The 20,633-nt window shown below is 26.7% G+C and carries 21 protein-coding genes and 1 riboswitch; all 21 genes read right to left on the reverse strand.

Annotated features, from left to right (window positions below; all coding sequences use genetic code 11):
- Positions 1–102: 102 nt before the first annotated feature.
- A complete protein-coding gene (locus tag DQN46_RS06535) occupies positions 103–465 on the reverse strand; it encodes a TcpE family conjugal transfer membrane protein (protein ID WP_111743445.1) in 363 nt (120 codons plus the stop codon).
- Between the two features lie 3 nt (positions 466–468).
- A complete protein-coding gene (locus DQN46_RS06540) occupies positions 469–708 on the reverse strand; it encodes a hypothetical protein (RefSeq protein ID WP_111743446.1) in 240 nt (79 codons plus the stop codon).
- Positions 709–726: 18 nt separating this feature from the next.
- Positions 727–1,812: a conjugal transfer protein gene (locus tag DQN46_RS06545; RefSeq protein ID WP_111743447.1), complete on the reverse strand. Its 1,086-nt coding sequence runs from the start codon at positions 1,810–1,812 to the stop codon at positions 727–729.
- Entirely contained in the window at positions 1,812–2,177 is a 366-nt protein-coding gene (locus DQN46_RS06550) for a single-stranded DNA-binding protein (RefSeq protein ID WP_111743448.1), read from the reverse strand. The genes DQN46_RS06545 and DQN46_RS06550 overlap by 1 nt, the downstream gene beginning before the upstream one ends.
- Positions 2,178–2,382: 205 nt before the next feature.
- Positions 2,383–2,607, reverse strand: a complete 225-nt coding sequence (locus DQN46_RS06555) for a hypothetical protein (protein WP_111743449.1) — start codon at positions 2,605–2,607, stop codon at positions 2,383–2,385.
- Between the two features lie 12 nt (positions 2,608–2,619).
- Positions 2,620–2,895: a hypothetical protein gene (locus tag DQN46_RS06560; RefSeq protein ID WP_145961395.1), complete on the reverse strand. Its 276-nt coding sequence runs from the start codon at positions 2,893–2,895 to the stop codon at positions 2,620–2,622.
- A gap of 112 nt (positions 2,896–3,007) precedes the next feature.
- A complete protein-coding gene (locus tag DQN46_RS06565) occupies positions 3,008–5,992 on the reverse strand; it encodes an SspB-related isopeptide-forming adhesin (RefSeq protein ID WP_111743451.1) in 2,985 nt (994 codons plus the stop codon).
- A gap of 89 nt (positions 5,993–6,081) precedes the next feature.
- The gene (locus DQN46_RS06570) at positions 6,082–8,493 is read right to left on the reverse strand and encodes an SEC10/PgrA surface exclusion domain-containing protein (protein WP_111743743.1); all 2,412 of its coding nucleotides are present in this window, start codon (positions 8,491–8,493) and stop codon (positions 6,082–6,084) included.
- 44 nt (positions 8,494–8,537) lie between these two features.
- Entirely contained in the window at positions 8,538–9,215 is a 678-nt protein-coding gene (locus DQN46_RS06575; protein WP_111743452.1) for an LPXTG cell wall anchor domain-containing protein, read from the reverse strand.
- A gap of 77 nt (positions 9,216–9,292) precedes the next feature.
- Entirely contained in the window at positions 9,293–10,546 is a 1,254-nt protein-coding gene (locus DQN46_RS06580; protein ID WP_111743453.1) for a replication initiation factor domain-containing protein, read from the reverse strand.
- A gap of 302 nt (positions 10,547–10,848) precedes the next feature.
- A complete protein-coding gene (locus DQN46_RS06585; protein WP_111743454.1) occupies positions 10,849–11,187 on the reverse strand; it encodes a DUF961 family protein in 339 nt (112 codons plus the stop codon).
- Between the two features lie 694 nt (positions 11,188–11,881).
- Positions 11,882–12,112: a hypothetical protein gene (locus tag DQN46_RS08575; RefSeq protein ID WP_111743455.1), complete on the reverse strand. Its 231-nt coding sequence runs from the start codon at positions 12,110–12,112 to the stop codon at positions 11,882–11,884.
- 268 nt (positions 12,113–12,380) lie between these two features.
- A complete protein-coding gene (locus DQN46_RS06595; RefSeq protein WP_111743456.1) occupies positions 12,381–12,710 on the reverse strand; it encodes a hypothetical protein in 330 nt (109 codons plus the stop codon).
- A gap of 407 nt (positions 12,711–13,117) precedes the next feature.
- The gene (gene radC / locus DQN46_RS06600) at positions 13,118–13,894 is read right to left on the reverse strand and encodes a RadC family protein (protein WP_111743457.1); all 777 of its coding nucleotides are present in this window, start codon (positions 13,892–13,894) and stop codon (positions 13,118–13,120) included.
- Entirely contained in the window at positions 13,888–14,616 is a 729-nt protein-coding gene (locus tag DQN46_RS06605) for a prepilin peptidase (protein ID WP_170120640.1), read from the reverse strand. The genes radC and DQN46_RS06605 overlap by 7 nt, the downstream gene beginning before the upstream one ends.
- Positions 14,617–14,884: 268 nt before the next feature.
- On the reverse strand, positions 14,885–15,742 hold the full coding sequence (locus DQN46_RS06610) for a MetQ/NlpA family ABC transporter substrate-binding protein (protein WP_004632733.1): 858 nt from the start codon (positions 15,740–15,742) through the stop codon (positions 14,885–14,887).
- A 575-nt stretch (positions 15,743–16,317) separates the two neighbouring features.
- Positions 16,318–17,085 (reverse strand): alpha/beta fold hydrolase, encoded by a 768-nt coding sequence (locus DQN46_RS06615; RefSeq protein ID WP_111743458.1) that lies wholly within the window; start codon positions 17,083–17,085, stop codon positions 16,318–16,320.
- Between the two features lie 96 nt (positions 17,086–17,181).
- Positions 17,182–17,829, reverse strand: coding sequence for a thiamine phosphate synthase (thiE, locus tag DQN46_RS06620; protein WP_111743459.1), 648 nt, complete (start codon positions 17,827–17,829; stop codon positions 17,182–17,184).
- 1 nt (position 17,830) lies between these two features.
- A complete protein-coding gene (gene thiM, locus DQN46_RS06625) occupies positions 17,831–18,613 on the reverse strand; it encodes a hydroxyethylthiazole kinase (protein WP_111743460.1) in 783 nt (260 codons plus the stop codon).
- Positions 18,614–18,615: 2 nt separating this feature from the next.
- Entirely contained in the window at positions 18,616–19,413 is a 798-nt protein-coding gene (gene thiD / locus DQN46_RS06630; protein WP_004632737.1) for a bifunctional hydroxymethylpyrimidine kinase/phosphomethylpyrimidine kinase, read from the reverse strand.
- A 3-nt stretch (positions 19,414–19,416) separates the two neighbouring features.
- Entirely contained in the window at positions 19,417–20,097 is a 681-nt protein-coding gene (gene tenA, locus DQN46_RS06635) for a thiaminase II (protein ID WP_111743461.1), read from the reverse strand.
- A gap of 137 nt (positions 20,098–20,234) precedes the next feature.
- Positions 20,235–20,332: riboswitch (TPP riboswitch) on the reverse strand.
- Positions 20,333–20,633: the final 301 nt, after the last annotated feature.

Raw genomic sequence — 20,633 nt, forward strand, 5'->3', positions numbered from 1 at the left:
TAATAAAATATATTTCTCACGAAAAAAATTTTATTTTCATAAAAAAAAGACCCTGATATATTATTCTAAACTTATATTTAAAATAAAATATCTAGGGTCTATTTAATTAAATTTTATATGCTTGCTTCTATATTTAATTTCTTCATCAAAACTATATTTTTTGTTTTTCATATTAATTCCTATTTTCCATTTCAAATAATCATATAAATATATCACCATGCTTTTACCATCAACATTTATATTAATTATTGCCCATGTTATAAAAATAGGAAAACCATAATAAGCATATCCCATTACTTTTACCATTGGAATTATTCTATCCAATATGTAAAAAAGAAAAGCTATTACAAAAAAAATAGCGACTGTTACGACCCTAATTCCATTCCTTGATATTGTATATCCTTTTATTTGCCGAATTTTCATAGGTTCTTTTAATGCCTTTGTATAATTGTATAAACTTTTCATAATCTAATTGAAAAATAGTTTAAAGAATCCAGAAATACCTTTTAATACTAATTCTGTTTCTATTACTACTAAATATACAAAGCCACCAGTAACTACTGTTCCTATCATTCCTTTCAAGCCTATTTTAAACATAGCAACAATAGCTAATGCAATTATTACCATTATTAAAATTGGGCCTGCAATTCTCCTAAACTCTGATAGTGCAGAATCTCCATTAATTGCCATTAACATTAAATCATTCATTTTATTTACCTCTCTTTTCTAATTATGTTCTAATTTCTCCACAAAATACTTATCATCTTTTACTATTATAGTTAATTTAAATTTTTCTCTAGTCGATAATTTAAAATCTTTTTCTTGAATAACTACTGTAGTTATTACTAAATATTTATCATTATCTTTATAGACTTCAAAATTTTCTAAAGTATTAAATTCTTTTCCTGATAAACTTTCAGGATTTTTCATTATATATTGCATTTCTTCTTTTTTATAAGTTGTATATTTTTTAAAGAAATCTTTTGTAAAACTTTCTAATTCCTGACGTTTATCTTTTTCTGTTTCTAATTTTACTTCTTTTTCTTGATATGATCCTGTCGCTGTATCTTTAGGAATATCAGAAAAATAAGGAAAATCACAAACTAAATAATTATTATCAATTATTTTAACTGGTACATTTAATATTTCTTGTTTATTTTTTTTATTATCTTTATTCTTTAAAGTATAACTAACAATATATTTATAAACCTGTACATCTTTTTCTTTATCTTCTACTGTATATAATCTTATAGAATTTAAAGAACGCTCTACATCTGATGTATCAGCTATATTATCTTTTAAATTTTCTAAAGATAATAGTTCTAAAGCTTTTTTTCTCTCTTGCTGTTTTTCTCTATCATAATTTATATATAATGTAGCAAAATTTTTAGCAAAATTATCTGTTCTTGCATTATATATAGGTATTCCCTGTATCTGATTTTCAATTTTTTCTATAGCATTTATATTATTAGATAATTTTATTTTATCCATTCCCTTAGTCGCTATAAGAAAAATACTTGAAGATAATATAGAAAATACTATAAACCAAACTGTAAAAACAATAAATTTATTTTTACGTTTATTTACTTCTAATTTTCTTGTAAATTCTTCTTGTTTTATATACTCTTTATTTTCACCTATTACTACATCTTTTGCTGTAGACATTATTTTATTAGGTTCTTGTTTTTTTCTTTGTTTTGCTAAAATCTTCTCTTGTTTTTTAGCTTGCTTTAATGCTTGCTTTTCTAATTTTATTCGCTGTTTTTCTTGTTGTTTTTCTATTTTCTTTTGTAACTTCTCTAAACTTGCCATTATTCATACCTTATATAATCTTCCGCAAATCGTTGATTAAACGGATTTTCAATCTGCTCATTTTGTTTTTCTTTAAAATCAATTATTTTTACTTTATCAGCCACTACATTATAACTATATATTTTTATTCCATTTTTCTCATAGTTATTATTTTGTAATGTACCTGTTATTATTACTCTACCTTTTGATTTTAAATAATTAAATAAATACTTTGCACTATTTCCAAAAACAACTACATCTATAAAATTAGTTTTTTCTTTATTTTCTTCTACCGCTAAAGAAAATCTTAACATCTCTTTACCTGCAGAAGTAAAATTCAACTCTAAATCTTTTGTAACTCTTCCCATTAAAATTACCTGATTCATCTTCTATCCTACCCCTTTCATTTTCTAATGAATATTTATCAAACTCATGGTTTTTTACCAGTTTTTAAAAACTTTAAAAATTGTTCTATATTACTTATATTACTTTTTTTCAAATAATAAATTAATAAAATTACACTTAATATTATTAAAAAATAAATCATCAACTGTATTTTTTTATTACCTTGAAAAATCATAATTTTATTTACTAACCTATACACTCTAATAACTCTCTTTGATATTTATTTATTACCATTTTACAATCATCTTCATTATGAAAATATCCTAACTCACTAACTAAATTTTTATTTGATTTTACTAATATCATATCTACTTTATTACTTTGAACTACTATATAATATCTATATTCTTTTTCTGAACTTTTTAAATTTAACTTTTTACTTATTTGTTTTACGTGTTCTAATATGTTCATTCTTTTCAACTCCTAGTCCCAATACCCATATTCATTTAATTCTAATATTTTCTTTTGATACTTTTCTCTTGCTTTTTGACAATCTCCCAAATTATTAAAATATCCTAATAAAACAAATGTATTTGTTTGTTTATTTTCTATTTCTATTGATACTGTATTGTTTAATATTGCTAAATAATATTTACTGCTTTCTTCATATTTATGTTTTTCATTGCATTTATTTTTATATTCTTTAAATTCTTTTATAAATTGCTCAAAATCATTTAATGTAGGTCTTTTTTTTCTCAAATTGTTCACTTCCATTTATACTTTTTCTTTTTCTTTTTATCACTCCTCAAATTAAATATATCTAAAATAAAGATAGTCAGTTAAACCAACTACCTTTATTTATATTTAATTTTTATTTCACTTTTCTTTTTATTCCAAAGAAACCTAATACAAAAGTTAGTAAAGTCATTAAAATATAACCTAACATATTATTATATCCTTGTGAATTTTCTTTTACTGCTGATGTTTTAGGTAATGTTTTTTCTTTTGGCTTCTCTTTTTCTTTTGGTTGTTCTGGTTTTGGTGGCTGTTCTTTTTTAGGTACATTATTAACTACTACCTCACTTTCATAACCATTACCAAAATCAATTTGATATGCTTTATTTTCATATTTACCACCATTAGAATTAAAATCTTCTTTTACTTTCATAGGTGATGTTATATGAATACTATTACCTTTTACTACATATTTTTCAAAAAATTCTTCTGGATTATCAACTGTAAATAATTGATAAGCACCTTTAGGAGTTATCCCTGCTTTTTTAAGCATTTCTTGTACTTCTTTAGGTGATTTTTCTAAACTTTCATAAGATTTTACTGTAATTCCTTTTACTTCATCATTATTAGAATCTACAATTTTTACATCTTTTTCTAATAATTCTAATGCTTCTTCTGGATAATCATCTACATAATAAAATCCTTTTTTAATATCTTCTTTTGTCGCTTTAATTCCTTTATATTGGTCTAAATCCCATAATAATTTATAATAATTAATTGAACCTCTTTCAACTTGTTTCCCATCAATTAAAACTCCATCTTTATTATAATTATGTTTTTCAGGTTTGATCAAATTATTATTAGGATTATCTTCATCATTAGGTTTACCTGGTGTACTTACCTTAACAATATTAGAATATACTTCATAATCATTATTAATTGTTAAACTAAAATTATTTTTATAAGTTGCACCATCATTTATTACTGTACCTACCAATGTTGGAATAGGTGCTAAAATAGATTTTGTTAAATCTTTATTCAACTGTTCTAATAATTTTGCTGTCGCTGATAAAGTAACTGTATGAGTATCTTTATTATAAGATAAATCATAATCTTTACTTTCTTCTTTTGTTTTTTCAACATCTAAAATATAGCCTTTAGGTAAACTATCTTTAATTACATACTTGTCAATTTCTTTTCTTCCTGCAGGTAATTCTTTTGTTCTTAATTCCCATTTAACAGTGCTTAATTTTGATACATACTGATTATTGATATCTTGATTTTCAACATTTTTTACTTGTTTTTCAATATTAGGTACTACATTTACTTTATAATAATTATATTTAACAGTAACTACATCTAAAGTTTTTGGAACTTCTTTATAAACTGGGTCATCTGGTTTTGGTGGTTCTACTTTTAATTCTTCTAAAGTTGGTTTATCTGGTAATGGTTTTTCATTTTCATAAACTGGTTCTTTAGGTGGTTGATTATAAACAAAACTTTTTAATTCTGAACTCTTACCAAATAAATTAAAAGCTATAGCATATAAATCACCTTGTTTATGAGTGTTATAAAATTTTCTAGCTTGATTATCATAATCTCTTCCTAATTGGTCTCTTACTAAACTTTCCTTATCTTTATCATAAGAATAATGTGTATAAGTCAGACTACTTCCCATTCCTACTGTTAAAAATGTTCCCTCTGGGGTAGATTCAAAATTCTTATATGAAGCACTTAAATTAGAATACATAACACCGTTTTTTTCTCTTAAATTAGATGAATGAGGTGCTACAGTTCCTACATTTTTATCAAAATCAACTCTTGAACCTTGACCCCAATCGACATCACCTACTACTGTTCCATATCCTATTTTTAATGGATTTCCATTATCATCTACAAAATCAAATTTTAATTTAAAAGTTTTCATATTTTGATAATCAAAATAAAAACCTCCACCAGTTGCATAACTTACACTAAACTCTTGATTAATTGTAGGCTTACCATTTTTAACTGTACCCATTGGCTCACCTACCTCTACAGTTACAATAGCATGTACTTTTCTTCCGTCAAGAGTTTCACCCATATTAGTTATTTTAAATTTATCTCCTGTTTTTACATTAGAAAATTTAACCCATTTACCTGATTCTGTATTAGGTAAACCATAATCTTTATCCAATACTAAACTATCAGTTATTTTCTCTAATTGTGTATCTGGATTCCAATCTAAACCATTTTTTAAAGTTACTGTATTAGTCTTTTCTGTATCATTTACAACTAATATATCTTTATAATATGCTAAACTTCCTTTACCTGCTTCATTAAATGTACCATAAACTGAAATTCCATCTTTTGAAAATAATAAAGGTTTACCTTTAATTAAAGTATCTTTTTCTTTTTCTTGTTCTTCACGCATTTTTTTATAAATTGCTAAATCACGTTCATATTTTTCTTTTTTCTCTTGATTGCGTTTTACTATATCTAAATTTTCTTTTGTGATTCTATCAACTTCATTATTATAATCAGTTGTTTTCTTTTCATTTTCTGATTTTATTTCTTCGTTTTTATTTTTTACTTCTTCTAACTTTTTATTATATTCTGATAAAGCTTTTTCATAAGCTATTTTTTTATCTTCATTTTCTTTTGTTACTTTTGAAATTTCTTCTTGATTTTTTTGTTTATCTTTTAAATAAGTTTCAGTTTTATTACTTATTTCTTCGGCTTTCTTCTTATATTCTTCTTGTACTTCTTTTGTTACTTTTGATAATTCTTCAGTAGATTTAACTGTACCTTTATCTACTATTTCTGATTTTTCTACTTTTACTCCACCATTAACAGCTTTTTCTACTGCCTTTTCTAATTCTGGAGATTTTAAATTTACTTCTACAGAACCTTGACTTTGATTCACCTTACCTTGTGAATTATTTGCTTCTGGGGTAGATTCAGGTTGTTTAGTAACTGAATTTGTTGCAGGATTATCTGTTTTATCTACATCACTAGCAAAGGCTTCATTATCTGTTGCTAATCCTATTGCTACTGCTGTTGCTAATCCTAATCCTACTGATACCAAATTTTTATACTTTTTACTCTTTCTTAATGTATATTTTTCTTCTGGTTTTATCATACTATATCCTTTCTTTTTTTTAATTGATCACTTTAGTGAATAATTTAAAAAAAGGGTAAAATTTTCTCTTACCCTTGTTCTAAAAAATACTAAATTCTATTTCTTCTATATAGTCCAAATATTAAAATCAACAATAGAACACCTAAAAAACTTGATAAAATTGTTGTTGCTTCTCCTGTTTTAGCAAGAGAACCTGAACTTAAAACATTATTATTTTCTAAATTACCTTTATTTTTTAATTCTTTTGCTAATTTTTCTAACTCTAATGATTTTTGTTGTTTATTATATTCTGATAACAACAACGTATATTTATCTTGTAATTCTTTTTCTTGAACTTTTAATTGTTCTAATTTAGTTTTCTCTACTAATAATTTTGCTTCTAACATTTCTTGTTGTTTTGTTGTTTCTTCTAACAATGCAGGAGCATTTTGTAATTTATTTAAATAAACTTTTGTTTCCTCTAATTTATTTTCTAAATTACCTATTACTTGCTGTTGCTCTTTAATTTCTTGTTGTTTTACTTTTATATCTGCTTCTAATCTATTAAAATCAAAAACAACATTATCATAAACAACTTGTTTTTCCTGCTGTTGTTCTTTAATTTCTTTTAATTCTTTTTCTGCTACTTCTAATGCTTGTTGTTTTACTTTTATATCTGCACTTAAATTATCATAATTTATTTGTGCTTGTTCCTGAATTTCAGTATTTTTCTCTAATTCTTTTTGTGATTCTTTTAAATTTAATTCTGCTTGTTGAGTTAATTCTTTTGTTGCTAATACATTATTTAAATTATTTGCAACTTCTTTCAAAGTATTTTGAGTAACACTTAATACACTTTTTGCATTTTCTTTTGCTTGTTGTTTCTGAATATTATTATTATCTTTTATATCATAATCAGATTTTGCTGTATCTAATACTGCTCTTAATTGTTCTGGTGTACGAGTTTGAGGTATTTCTTTTACATCAAAATTATTTTTAGTTGAATTTCTAACTTCTTCTTCACTTACAGTAATAAAATGAACTCCTGTACCTTGTGAAACAGAAAAATCAACACCTAAATAATCTTTTTGAGGATTATTATAATTAATCCCTGCAATACTTTGAGCGTGCAACCATTCTGTACCATTTAACATAAATTTTAAAACAGCATTATACAATAACTCTTTTAATGCACCTTTTGAAAGCTTTTTATCAGTATTTGATATACCATAAAGATTTTCATAAAACTGACCTTGACTCATTCCATACTCACTAGCTACTTTTGATATGCCAGCTTCATTATGACCTTTATATACACCAAAATTACTATTAACATATTCATCAGCTACTTTTTTAGCAAAATCTATAGCTGAACTTGTTACTACAGTATTTTTAGTACCGAATTGTTTTCTAATTTGATTAACTAAATCACTTGCAAATAATGATAATTCTTTTCTTACTTCATCTGATAAATTATTTACATCTAACAATGTATCATCATCATTTTTATTTTTCTTATAAGTATTTAATTTTAATAATTTTTCATTTTCTGATTTTAATACTTCTTTAGCTTTATCTCTTGTAGATTCAGGTAAACTATAATCCATATAAGTTTTTAAAGCCTGCACATATTCATCACTTAAAACAATATTATTAATACTATCTACATCATTTTGAGCCTTAACTAGCTCTTTTTTAGCTTCTTCTAATGCTTTTTGAGTTGCTTCTGCCTCTTGTGTTTTTACTAATAAATCTTGTTTTTGTTCTGATACTTGATTTTCTAATTTATCTTTTTCAGAAGTTAAATTATCAATTTTATCTTGTCTTTCTTTATCAAGCTTTTTAGCTTCTTCTAATGCTTTTTCTTTATTTACAACATTTTCTTTTGCTAAAGCTAATTTTTTATTAGCTTCTTCTAATGCTTTAATTACTTTATCTGCATTAGTTCCAGATAATATATCTTTAGCATTTTGTAATTTAGATTCTGCTTCTTGTGTTTTTAATTTAGATTGTTCTAATATTTTTTTAGCTTTTTCTACTTTCGATAATGCTTCTTGTTTTTCCTGCTGTTTTGTTGCTTCTTGACCTTTTAAAACTGATAATTTTTCATTTTCTGATTCTATTTCTTCGTTTTTATTTTTTATATCTTTATTTGTTCTTTCGATATTTTCTGGTGTAGATTCTTTTGAAAGTTTCTCTAATTCAGTTTTTTCTTTCGTTACTTTTGATAATTCTTTATTAATACTATCTACTATACCTGATTGTTCTTTTACTTGACCTTTTACATTATCTAAATTTGATTTTGCTGTAGATACTTCTTCTTTAGTTACTACTTTAGATTCAGTTTTTTCAACATTTTGTTTAATACTCTCAACTGTAGAATTATTTACTACTTCATTACTAGCAAAGGCTTCATTGTCTGTTGCTAGTCCTATTGCTACTGCTGTTGCTAATCCTAATCCTACCGATACCAAGTTTTTATATTTTTTGCTCTTTCTTAATGTATATTTTTGTGTACTCATAATATTCTTTTCTAACTCCTATCTTTTTTCTATAAAATTTTTTATTATCTAACTTTTTTTAATAATCCTGCTAATACTAATCCTAATGCACCTAAAAGACTTGATAAAATTGTTGTTGCTTCTCCTGTTTTAGCAAGTTCTTTTACTTCTTTAATTTCTGCTAATGTATTAGCATTTTGCAATTTTTGTCCTAAAACTTGTTTTTGTTCTGGTGTCAATTTATCTGTATTTTCAATAACACCTTTTAATTCATCTTTATCTTTAGTAATATCTACTACATTATTAAATTCTTTTAATGTTTTAGTATTATCTTTCTTATTTTCAAGAATATCTTTCTTATCTTCTTCAGCTTTCTTTTCTTCTTCTGGTTTTAATTCAGGTTTATTTTCTTTTTCTTTCTCTTTTTCCTTTTCTACTGCATCTTTTTCTTTTGGTTTTTCAGTTTCCTTTTCTTTGTCTTTTTCTTCTGGTTTTGGTTTATCATCAACTACTGGTGGTTGTTCTGGTGTAGTTGGTTCTGTTGGTTTAACCTCATCTTTAGGCTTTTCACCTTCTTCTTTTGGTTGTTCTGGTACTACTGGTTTATCATCAACTACTGGTGGTTGTACATCTTCTACTGGTTTATTTACTACTTCATCATCAGAAGCCTTAACTACTCCTGTTCCACCTAACACTGCACTTGCGATAACTGTTGTTAAAATAATTTTTGTTGTTTTATTCATAATTGTTGTCCTCACTTTTTCTTTTTTTTTTATTTTTGCAAAAATAAAAAACATTAATATAATGTACCAATGCTTTTTTAATATAAATTTTCTATAACTTTTTGTTTTTTGTTTATGTAATCTTCTATTAACTTTTCCTTTTCCTTTTCATTAATTTTTGCGAAAGATACTATTTCGCCTATCGTATCATAATCTTTATTTAACAATCCTTTTTCTTTAGCTTCTTGATCAGCTTGCAGAACTAACGCTAAAGAAGTAGAGGCTTGTGTTATTAAAAATGATTTTTTTCTTTCTATTGTTTTTTGTTTCTTAACATTTTCAAACTTAAATTTCATTGAACCTTGAATCAACTGTTCCCATTTATCCCAATATTTTAATTTTTCCTCTGTTTCAAATACTGAAAAATAACTATTTAATACCGATACTGATTTTTCTTTTAATCGTTTTGACTTTGAAATTTGCTTAAAAAATGAATTTGCTTTATCATCTCTCATTACTATTTCAAACCTGTTAAAGTTTAAATCAATTTCTTCATTTTCTTGTTGTAATTGTATTCCTTTTTTATAAAAACGTAAAAACAAATTACTTTTCTTACTTCCACAATAAATAGTCATTCCTTTTGAAACTCCATTTTTTGTTTCATGCATAAAATTAAAACTCTGAAATTTTGTAACAATTAACTCATTATGTTCACGTATTTTTTTTTCTAACTCTTCTAGTTCAAATAAAGGTGAAAAATCATCAATAGCAATATCTAACCGAGTAATTTTACCTTTATAAGCTATTACTGTATCAAAGAAATCAAAATAATCTTCTTCCTTTTCAAATAATAATTCATCTAAAAGCCTGCAACCCTCACCAGTTATTTGTAAATTACAATGATTATAACTTTCATCACCAAAAAATAAATTAATTCCTTTATATTCTAAACAAAACTTATAATTATAAAATCTTTTTTCAGAATATACTATGTCATTTTCACTTATTCTTAATAATGTAGAAAACATATTAATAACATCTCTTTTTTCAAAATAACTTTTTCTCATTGCATAAAATGTACATTGAAACCAATCCAAACCTATAAAAAGATTATCATTCACTTTATCAGTTATATCTACTACTTTAGATTTTACTGTTTTTTTAGTTTTTTCATATCTTTTTTTTAGTATTAATTCTACAAACTCTAATCTATCAACAAAAATTATATTATTTTCTTTCTTAGTTGATAGATTAGACCTATCAATTAATTTTCTAAGTCCGATTTTTGAAATTTTATAATCTATAAAACTACAAAAATCATCACATTCAGAAATTGTAATATAATTTTTCATAAAGTATAATCCTTTTAAAGTAAAAATCGCTTTATATCAACGTTTTAATCATTCACCATTTATACTTTTTTTATTTTAACCCCCCTTATTAGTTAGTTGGGGGTTAAGCGTGCCAAAGGCACGCCTGCCTAGTAGCTTTTGCTTGTTTCGTCCTTGTTGCGTGCGGGCTTATCGCCCGTACTCACGTACTTACTCGCAAGCTACTTTTCGGCAGTTTTTTTATTTTTTACCAACTAATAATAATTTGTTAAATAAGAAGTTATATTGTTGTTTTAACTATATAACCTCTTATTTTAAATTAATTACTTTTTATCATTTCCAACTACTGCTGAACCTTTACGCTTAATATCTTCAGCAGAAATTTTATGTAAAAGGTCGATTCTTTCTAATTCACCTTGTTTTAATTCTACTGCTGATACTTTTAATGTTACTTCACCAACTAATTCAACTGGTGTATCAGGCTCAAAATTAACTTCTTTTAAGAAAACAACGTCAAAAGTTTCCCCTACTTTATCAGAATATAAAGTTACTATATACTCTTTTTGACCTGGAAATCCGTATCTATCTTTTGAACGTGATTTTGTAAATTTTAAATTACCTAACATCTTTTCTACATCAACTACTATTTTATTAAATCTCATTATTTTTTAATCTCCTTTATTATTCATTTTATTTTATTTTTTCTAACTTGATCTTTTAAAATATTTCTCTTTTCATTATTTTAACCACAAATAAAAAATGCCTAAAATTTTAATTTTAGGGATTTTAAAAGATATTCTTAATTTTATTAGTGATAAAAAGAAAAGAGTTTTTTATTAATACATATTTGATATTTTATAACATCTTTGCGAGTAATTTTTGTCGCTAGTTTAACATCATGGCGAATTACTTTATCGCTTAATTATAAACTACCGTTCGACCGATTAACGCACTTTAAAGTCATACAACCTATTCAAATAATTAAAACTATAGAACTAGCGTTTTCTCCGTCTGCAAGATTGATATAGGAATACTTGCTTTTCCTCATTACTAATGTTATATTAATAATATGTATTCATTCTAGAGTACATAAGTTATCTATTTATTAAACTTAAAATCAATTTTTATCCAATCGCTAAACTGATAAACATTTTATTTTAATAATCAGATAATCTTTATTTAAAAGTCTAATCTTTTATTGATTAGGCTTTTTTCAATAATTAAATGTACAATTATTTGTTTCTAATTACTTTCTTATTAAAATAAAAAAATAATTAGCGTGGTTTTTATCTTTCCACACTAATTATTATACACCCTAAATTTCTACACTTTTTCCTTTATGAATTATTATCTTTTCTACTTAAATAAATAACTTAAACCTAGAAATAAAACTACTATCCCTCCAATAAAAATTAAATATCCTATTATTTTTAAACCTTTATCATACTTCATCTTAACTTCTATATTTTCTTGAATGCGTTCCAACTCCTCTTCAGTCATTCCTGCTAATAAATTATAGCTTTTTTTAAATAGCAAAAGATACGATGTATATATAAAGTATATAGTTAATAAAAGACAAGTTACCATCGTCCAAATATTGATATCCCCTATAAAAAAATATGATACAAAATTAACCACTCCTGCCGTTGCTGTTAAATAAATATATTTTTTTTATTCATTAGTTATCACCTACTAATTATATCTTAAGAATATATAGAGAGTTTAGATTATACTTTTAATTATGGCTTTAATTTAGCCCCTTTAAAATACATCTTTATATTATCCCAAAAGTTTAATCTTTTCTTTATTGTCTACTTTTTCATTTGTTTTAGTGAAATAAATTAATTTGTCTTGTTTATTTCACGTTATACTCATAAATAAGATAAATTAAAAATAAAGCACCTACTAAAATAGTAACTCCAATCACTTGAGTTATTCTCTCATATTTTTTTAATTTTTCTGGATCTCTTTGTATTTCTACAGCTTGTTCTTCTGTCATTCCAGCTAAAAGATTTATACTTTTTTTTACTATCGTAACATAAGCTGCATGTAATAAACTAATCAATATTATTAACATACTGATTGTCACCCATAATTTACTATCCAACATAGATCCTATAACCATTGCCCCAATCCACAATATACTTTCTATTATATTAAGTATAATAAAATTTTTTCTACTCATATATTACACCTCTCATTTCATAATTTTTTTGTACATACTAGTAATCAAAAGTATTTATATGAGAATAAATTGAATAAGTAAGCAGTCTACTAGTAAATCTAGTCCTATATACGTAAAACTCTTTTTACTGATATTCTCTATTTCCTCTTTATTAATTTCAAATACTTAGATTATTAAAAGATATTTTATAACTAGTTTTAAATTATCTCACCACATTTATTAGTATTATAACACAGATAAAAACCATCATCAAGGTATATTAATAGGGCTTTTTGCCGGCTATGAAACTCACCTGACTGCTTTAGATTAGATTGTAACACTACACAGATTGACTATTTTTTGGGTGATTCTTATTCATTTTTATCTTTCTTTGCTACACCTATACACTTTATAAATTATCTTAATATTTAAAAGTTATTGACTACCTTATATTTCTTCAAAATAAATTGAAGTTGTTCCCTCGTAACTTCTTTATTTTTATAATCAATATTCTCTAAGTTAAAATAGTTTAAAATCTTCCTTATACTAACATAACCTTCTTTAGCCACTACAATATGATCTAGCATTTCTATTCCTACTACATCGCCAACTTCTATTAAATTAATAGTTGTCAGCAAATCTTCTATTGAAGGTGTAGGATCGCCGCTTGGATGATTATGTACACAAACGATACTGGCTGCGCTATTTTTTATTGCATTCTTAAAAACTTCTCGAGGGTGCACTACTGACATTGCTAGGCTTCCTTTAAACACTTCTCTTTTTTCTAAGATTTTCCCCTTAGTATCTATATCTAAAACAATAAAAAACTCTTGCGTCAAATTTTCCAATGATGATTTCAAAAACCTTGCGATAACTTCTGGACTATTACACTTTATATCCGGTATATCAGTTGAGTAAATACGACGTGCAAACTCAATATTTGCCAAAATATGAATCGCCTTCTCCTCTCCTATTCCTTTGTGTTTTGCAAGTTCATTAAACGTTGTTTCTCGTAATTTTGTTATACCACCAACATCTTCTAATATTGATGAAGCTAGCTCAATAACATTTTTATTTTTTGTTCCTGTTCTAAGTAAAATAGCTAAAACTTCCTTATCACTTAAAGAAAATGCGCCATATTTTTTCAACTTTTCGCGTGGTCTATCTTCTTTACAAAATTCTTTTATCATATATCCTTTTACCATAGTATTCCCTCCCTTATTAAAAGTACGCTAAAATAACCCAATGCTATAAATGGTACTAATGAAATTTTCGTCCCTCGTTTTACTTTCTTAAAAACAAGTATCCCTAATGCAAAAAATCCTGCATACAAAAATGTAAAAGCAAATAAATATATCCCTTCAAAAAAATTTAGATTAAGTACTAAAACGCAAAAAACTTTTATGTCTCCATAACCTAGACTTCCTCGTGTAATAAAGTATAAAACATGATAGATTACAACTAATAGTGACCATTCAAAAATATCAAAAAAATGAAAATTAAAGATTAATAATCCTATATTCAATAACAAAAAAATATAAAATAACTCATCTACTACTTCTAGACATCTAACATCTTCTATCGCTATAAATATTAGATATATTAGAATGCTAATATAAAATAAATTTAGAAAAATAAAATACTTATTAAAAATAAAATAAAAAATTAAAACAATTAACGTGAAAAATTCATATAAAAAGATATCAAAAGGTATCCTACTTTTGCAGTAACTACATCGTCCAAGTTTAAATAAATAGCTTACTATTGGAATTAAATCTAGAAAATTTAATTCTTTTTTACAAGTTGAACATTGACTTCGTCTGGTTAAAAAACTTCTTTTTTCTTCACTATCAACTAGACATTTAGTTGCACTAGCAAAAATAAGACCTATCAGCAAAATAGCAATATTATAAATATAAGTTTCCATTATATCACTCCCTATTTTAAAAAACTCCCTATATTTATTTTATCACATGCTTAGGTAGTATTCTACCTCGTTTTATTTTTTCTACTATATTATATGCTTATTTTTAAACAACAAAAAAGAGCAACTCGAAAATCATGATTTCAAATCAATTTTTCCGAGTCACTCGTTAAAGTTTATTTAAGATATTAACATACTTATATCTAAATATAGGTATATTTATTTTTTGCAATTTGCTTTCTATACGAACTTATAGTGTTACTAGCTAACATTATTTAACAGGTAATACTGCTCCATTCCATTTTTCTTTAATGAATTTTTGAGTGTCTTCTGATTTTAATGCTGCTAAAATTTTCTTAACAACTAGTTTATCTTTATCACCTTGGCGAACTGCTAAAATATTTCCATAAGGATTATCATCTGTAGCTTTTTCTACTAAAATTGGTTCTGTTGCCGCATTTAGTCCTGCATCAACTGCAAAGTTAGCATTGATTGATACTAAATCACCTTCTCCATTTTGATAGAATTGAGTCATTAATGCTGGATCATTTTCATAACTGAATTTTAAGTTTTTAGGGTTTTCTACTACATCATCAAAAGTAGCATTAACTGGGTCTACTCCATCTTTGATTTTTACTAATCCTTCTGCTGAAAGAAGTTTAAGAACTCTTCCCCATTCAGCTTTGTTATTACTTACTAATACTTTTGCTCCATCTTTAAGATCTTTAACATTTTTAACTTTTTTAGAGTAAAGACCTATTGGTTCTAAGTGAACTGCACCAGCATCCTCAATTTTATAACCATTTTCTTTTATAGCGTTTTTCAAGAATGGTACGTGTTGGAAATAGTTAATATCTATTTCTTTATCATTTAAAGTTTTATTTGGAATATAGTAGTCTTGGTATGTAATGATATCTAATTTAATACCTTCTTTTTCAAGTTGCGGTGCAACATGTTCTAATAATACTGCGTGTGGAACATTAGATGCTCCTACTTTTATAGTTACAGGATTTTTCGGATCTAATTTCTCAACATCAATTCCTTTTTTCTCTTCTTTTGATGCACTAGAGCATCCGATTAATACAAATCCAAGCACAAAGCTTGTTACTAATAATAATAGTTTTTTCATTATCATTTTCTCCTTTTATTGTTTAGATTATAATTTATTGTTCGAGCTTAAGTAAAATAAAAACGCCCTTATCCTCCTAAGAGAATAAGGGCGAAACTAATTTCACGGTACCACCTTACTTTTTCGTAAATTACGAACTCATTTCACTACAATGGATACGTCTAGAATTATCCAGAATAATGTGCGTTTGTAACGTAACGCCTACGAAAAAAGCTTGTGTTTTAAAACTCACTTTTTTTACCATTCAAACCATTTTCTCATATCATCTGCATTGTGTGCTTTCACCTACTCACACTCTCTGTAAAAGTTCGTATATGATACTTATTTGAATATTGGTAATTTTTGAACTTGAGTAGATAATAACATTTATTTTTTTTTATGTCAACACTTTTTCAAAAAAAATTTTAAATATATTAGCTTACTATTATCAAAGGAAATCGTTTGCATAGTACAATTGTGTAGACTGAGAGGACAAAAAAGAAAATAAAATTAAAACTGTTAAAAAGATTTCAATTATTTTTATGATTAATTATTCTTTTGTAACAGCTTTTAATTTTTATGTATTCTTTTTTATATTAGATTTTTAATGAATTTTCTTCTAACCAAGTATCTATAATTTTCACTGTGACATCCCGAAACTTCGGTGCTTCGTACATATGATCTGAACCTTGTATGATTTCTAGTTTAGAATTTTTATATCTTTTTGCAGTTGCTTTAGCAATGTTCGGACTAACCATGCGATCATCAGTTCCTGTGATTACAAGCACTGGTTCATGTATCTTATTAAAATCAACATATGCTCCTTTTTGTTTGTCTAAAAAAGGTAAAGCCATTTGGAAATATGTGAATCCTGATTCTGGAACTAGTTTTGCAAACTCTAGCTCCTTGTCTTTTGAATCTTGATTATTCATGCAATAATCACAAAATGCATGTTTATACGGTGGCATAGGTTTTTTCCAAAATCCCCATCGTAAGAAATGTTTATAAAAACAAATTACCATACTAGGATAAAAAGCAAATATTCCCGCAGCAGGAGCTGTTCCCATTAAGATAAGACCGGAAACCTTTGTTTTTTCAGCAACAAGTTGTGCTATTAATCCACCTAAGGAATGACCTAATACTAAGGGCGGTTCTTCTAAACTCTCTACTAATTTTACAATGTCATCTGTGTATTCTCCTAAACTTACACGTCCCACTTTTTGTTCTACTTCTTCATAAGGCAAATCATGATAGCGTAATGAGGGTGTATGAACACGCAGTCCTAATTCTTCTAATTTATTTTTGAACTCTCCCCAAACATTTCCGTCACACCATGTGCCATGAATTAATACTATATCCTTCATAAAGTTTAGCCCTCACTTAGCGAAATAATTTATACACTAATTATACTTGAAAACACCTTGTTTGGCAAATTCTAATAGAAACTATATAACCTTATCTTATTCCACATAATTTTTATATTCATTAATCATCTGCTCTACTGTTTGTTTTATACTCTCTGAATAAGAAATTGCTGAAATAATAGATACTCCTTCTACTCCGATAGCTGCTATATTTTTAATATCTTCTTTTTTTATCCCCCCTATTGCGACTATGGGTATCTCAGGAGCTAATTTACGCATTTTTTTTAACCCTTTATAACCTATATCTCCCCCCGCATCATTTTTTGAGATAGTACTATGAACAGGCCCAACTCCTATATAATCTACAAATTCTATTTTAGATTCTCTTAGCTCCTCTTCATTTCCAACTGATAAACCTATTATTTTATCCGGAAGTAACTTTCTAATTTTTTCAATATTTCCATCTCCCTGACCAACGTGAACCCCATCAGCATCTATTTCTAATGCTAACTCTATATCATCATTTACGATAAACGGTACATTGTATTTTTTACATAAATCCTGAATTTTTACTGCTAGTTCTACTTTTTCTTTACCTTCTAAAGCACCTTTACCTTTTTCTCGAAATTGAAATAAAGTTATACCACCTTTTAAAGCATCTTCAACAACTGTATATAAATCCTTACCTAAGCAAGTAGTCGTTCCACAAATAAAATATAATTTTAATAGTTCTTTATTAAACATCTTATTTCACCTTTTTAAATGTTTCTATATCTTTATCAGTAACTTCATATAACGCATTAATAAATTCAACTTTAAACGTTCCTGGTAGATGTCCATTAGGACGCTTTTCTGCCATTTCCCCGGCAATATTATATGCTAACATTGCTGTTTCTAAAGATTTTAATTCTTGTCCTTTTTCTAATCCTATGAAACTTGCTAGAACTGCTCCTAATAAGCACCCTGTTCCAATAACTTTCGGCATCATTGCAGTTCCGTTATGGATAGTCACTACCTCACCGTTAACAGCAATAGCATCAACTTCTCCAGTCACTATTATAGGAATATTAAATTTCTCATTTGCTGCTAACGCAATTTCATCAATATTATCGACTCCAGCACTGTCTACTCCCTTAGAGGCTACATTTATGCCAACTAAAGATGCAATCTCTCCTGCATTTCCTCTTATAGCTGATAATTTATAATTAGTAATTAAATCTTGAGCTACTTTTTTTCTATATTCTCCAGCTCCACAAGCAACTGGATCTAATACAGCTGGTACATTATACTCTTCTGCAATTTTTAATGCATCTTGATATAACTTCCAATTTTCATCTGTCAACGTCCCTATGTTTATTAAAAGTCCACCTGCATATCTTAGTAAATCTACCAAATCTTTTTTATATTCACTCATAGCTGGTGAAGCACCTAATGCTACTAATCCATTTGCTGTGAAATTTTTCACTACATCATTAGTTATACAAATCACTAATGGTGCTTTTTCTTTTAATAATTTTAAACTGGTCATATTTATAAATCTCCTTTAAACACAATATGATTTACAGGTCCATTACCATGACCTATTCCCGGTGTATTTTTAATCGCTGCAGTAATAAATTTTTTCCCAATATCTACAGCTTCAACTATACTTTTTCCCTTTGCTAATTCAGCGGTAATAACAGCTGAGAATGTACATCCTGTTCCATGTGTATGATTAGTTTTAAATCTTTCACTAGTCCATACTTTCTTAGTACCATCATTCAAGAACAAATAATCTTTCGCTTCACCTGTTAGATGTCCACCTTTTATAACTACAGACTTACATCCAACTTCATCGATAATAAACTTCCCTGCTCGATTTACATCGTCTTCAGTTACTATTTTAAAATCAACTATTTCTTCTGCTTCTGGTACATTCGGTGTAATAATAGTAGCAAGTGGTAGTATCTCTTCTTTTAGATGTTTTCTAGCGACATCATCTATCAATTTATCTCCACTTGTCGCAACCATTACTGGATCAACAACATAAGGAACATCTTTAGGTAAATATCTCTTAATTAATTTCATCATATCAGTATTTGCTATCATTCCAGTTTTTATACTATTAGGCATTATATCATCAAATACACTTTTTAATTGTGCTTCTAATACATCTAATTCTAAGTTTCTTATCATTTGAACACCTAAAGTGTTTTGAGCAACTACACTAGTAACTACAGCCATACCGTAAACTTCACGAGCTTGAAAACTTTTTAAATCAGCCATAATACCAGCTCCACCCGTTGGATCAGTCCCAGCGATAGTTAAAGCAATATTTAGTTTTGTCATAATCTACACCTCTAAATCCCAACGCTCTTGTGTATAAGCCATGTTGAAGAAGCGACGTTCATGTTCGCAACTTTCTAGGAAATTTTTAACAAGACGGGCTTTCCCTTCTTCACTCATAAATTCAGCTTCACGATTAATAATTTTATAATACTCTGTTAATACTTCATCTACTAGACCATCAGCATAAAACTCTACCCAGAATTTTAAAGGATGATCTTCAGCTAAGTTATGATTTGCAAGAATTTTTCTAGCTACCATCTTATAAATCCAAGGACACGGTGCCATTGCACTTAATGTTTCTGCCATACCGAATGCAAATGCATTATAGTACATATGCTTAATGTAATGATCTGCAGACGGATACCATTCTCCTCCTTTTATAATTTCATGGTAATCTTCTCCTACATAATCAGCTAAATTTTTATGAGCTGCGATTTCTTCATTTAATACAAAATTAATTTGACCTAGGAAAAAGTTTTTTTCAACTTTATCATTACTTTTTGCCAAAAGCATTGCATAAATATCACTAAAGTTATCCAAATAAAGAGCATCAGCTTTTAGGTAATGCACAACTGCTTCCTTAGATAAATTAGCATGAACTAAGCCTTGAATAAAACCATCATTATATATTTTATCAACAATCGGCAATGCCTTCTCTTCCATAATTTCAGTAATAAGTTTCATAGGTGTATCCCCCTCAGTATATTTAATTTTTGTATAAAATAATATCACTTTAGATACATAAAAAAGCCCCTTACTAACGTAAGAGAACTATGAAAAATATATTACAAATACGAGATTATTCTTTCTAGAATAATCCTAATTATATCCATTCACATTTCCTCCGCTAGCATTATCTAGATCAGGTCAAAGGGTCTAACTGTGTTATCTCAGCCTACAGGCTCCCCCAGTGATTTTATTCTATTTATTTTTAAATCGTAGCACAGAAAAAAATAAATGTCAACAAATTAGTTTAAGGGTTTACAACTTTAGTATAAATGATATTGGTTTAATACAAAAAAAGTTTTAATAATAATATTTTTATATTTTATAAAATAAAAAACACTAATATTGTGTCTAAATTGTGAACTAACTGTGAAATTTTGTAGTAAATTTTGCCTATTTTAGCCATTATATGAGACTAATTATCATTTTTATCTTTATTTTTTTAATCTTTTGTAATATAATAATGTTGTAGATTAAAAAAATAATCAATCTAT

This window comes from Gemella morbillorum, assembly GCF_900476045.1.
Lineage (GTDB): Bacteria > Bacillota > Bacilli > Staphylococcales > Gemellaceae > Gemella > Gemella morbillorum.

Bases quoted from the DNA above. Each gene is read 5' to 3' on its own strand.
- DQN46_RS06535 (WP_111743445.1), bottom strand. From the start codon at position 465: ATGAAAAGTTTATACAATTATACAAAGGCATTAAAAGAACCTATGAAA.
- DQN46_RS06540 (WP_111743446.1), bottom strand. From the start codon at position 708: ATGAATGATTTAATGTTAATGGCAATTAATGGAGATTCTGCACTATCA.
- DQN46_RS06545 (WP_111743447.1), bottom strand. From the start codon at position 1,812: ATGGCAAGTTTAGAGAAGTTACAAAAGAAAATAGAAAAACAACAAGAA.
- DQN46_RS06550 (WP_111743448.1), bottom strand. From the start codon at position 2,177: ATGAATCAGGTAATTTTAATGGGAAGAGTTACAAAAGATTTAGAGTTG.
- DQN46_RS06555 (WP_111743449.1), bottom strand. From the start codon at position 2,607: ATGAACATATTAGAACACGTAAAACAAATAAGTAAAAAGTTAAATTTA.
- DQN46_RS06565 (WP_111743451.1), bottom strand. From the start codon at position 5,992: ATGATAAAACCAGAAGAAAAATATACATTAAGAAAGAGTAAAAAGTAT.
- DQN46_RS06570 (WP_111743743.1), bottom strand. From the start codon at position 8,493: ATGAGTACACAAAAATATACATTAAGAAAGAGCAAAAAATATAAAAAC.
- DQN46_RS06575 (WP_111743452.1), bottom strand. From the start codon at position 9,215: ATGAATAAAACAACAAAAATTATTTTAACAACAGTTATCGCAAGTGCA.
- DQN46_RS06580 (WP_111743453.1), bottom strand. From the start codon at position 10,546: ATGAAAAATTATATTACAATTTCTGAATGTGATGATTTTTGTAGTTTT.
- DQN46_RS06585 (WP_111743454.1), bottom strand. From the start codon at position 11,187: ATGAGATTTAATAAAATAGTAGTTGATGTAGAAAAGATGTTAGGTAAT.
- DQN46_RS08575 (WP_111743455.1), bottom strand. From the start codon at position 12,112: ATGGTAACTTGTCTTTTATTAACTATATACTTTATATATACATCGTAT.
- DQN46_RS06595 (WP_111743456.1), bottom strand. From the start codon at position 12,710: ATGAGTAGAAAAAATTTTATTATACTTAATATAATAGAAAGTATATTG.
- radC (WP_111743457.1), bottom strand. From the start codon at position 13,894: ATGGTAAAAGGATATATGATAAAAGAATTTTGTAAAGAAGATAGACCA.
- DQN46_RS06605 (WP_170120640.1), bottom strand. From the start codon at position 14,616: ATGGAAACTTATATTTATAATATTGCTATTTTGCTGATAGGTCTTATT.
- DQN46_RS06610 (WP_004632733.1), bottom strand. From the start codon at position 15,742: ATGAAAAAACTATTATTATTAGTAACAAGCTTTGTGCTTGGATTTGTA.
- DQN46_RS06615 (WP_111743458.1), bottom strand. From the start codon at position 17,085: ATGAAGGATATAGTATTAATTCATGGCACATGGTGTGACGGAAATGTT.
- thiE (WP_111743459.1), bottom strand. From the start codon at position 17,829: ATGTTTAATAAAGAACTATTAAAATTATATTTTATTTGTGGAACGACT.
- thiM (WP_111743460.1), bottom strand. From the start codon at position 18,613: ATGACCAGTTTAAAATTATTAAAAGAAAAAGCACCATTAGTGATTTGT.
- thiD (WP_004632737.1), bottom strand. From the start codon at position 19,413: ATGACAAAACTAAATATTGCTTTAACTATCGCTGGGACTGATCCAACG.
- tenA (WP_111743461.1), bottom strand. From the start codon at position 20,097: ATGAAACTTATTACTGAAATTATGGAAGAGAAGGCATTGCCGATTGTT.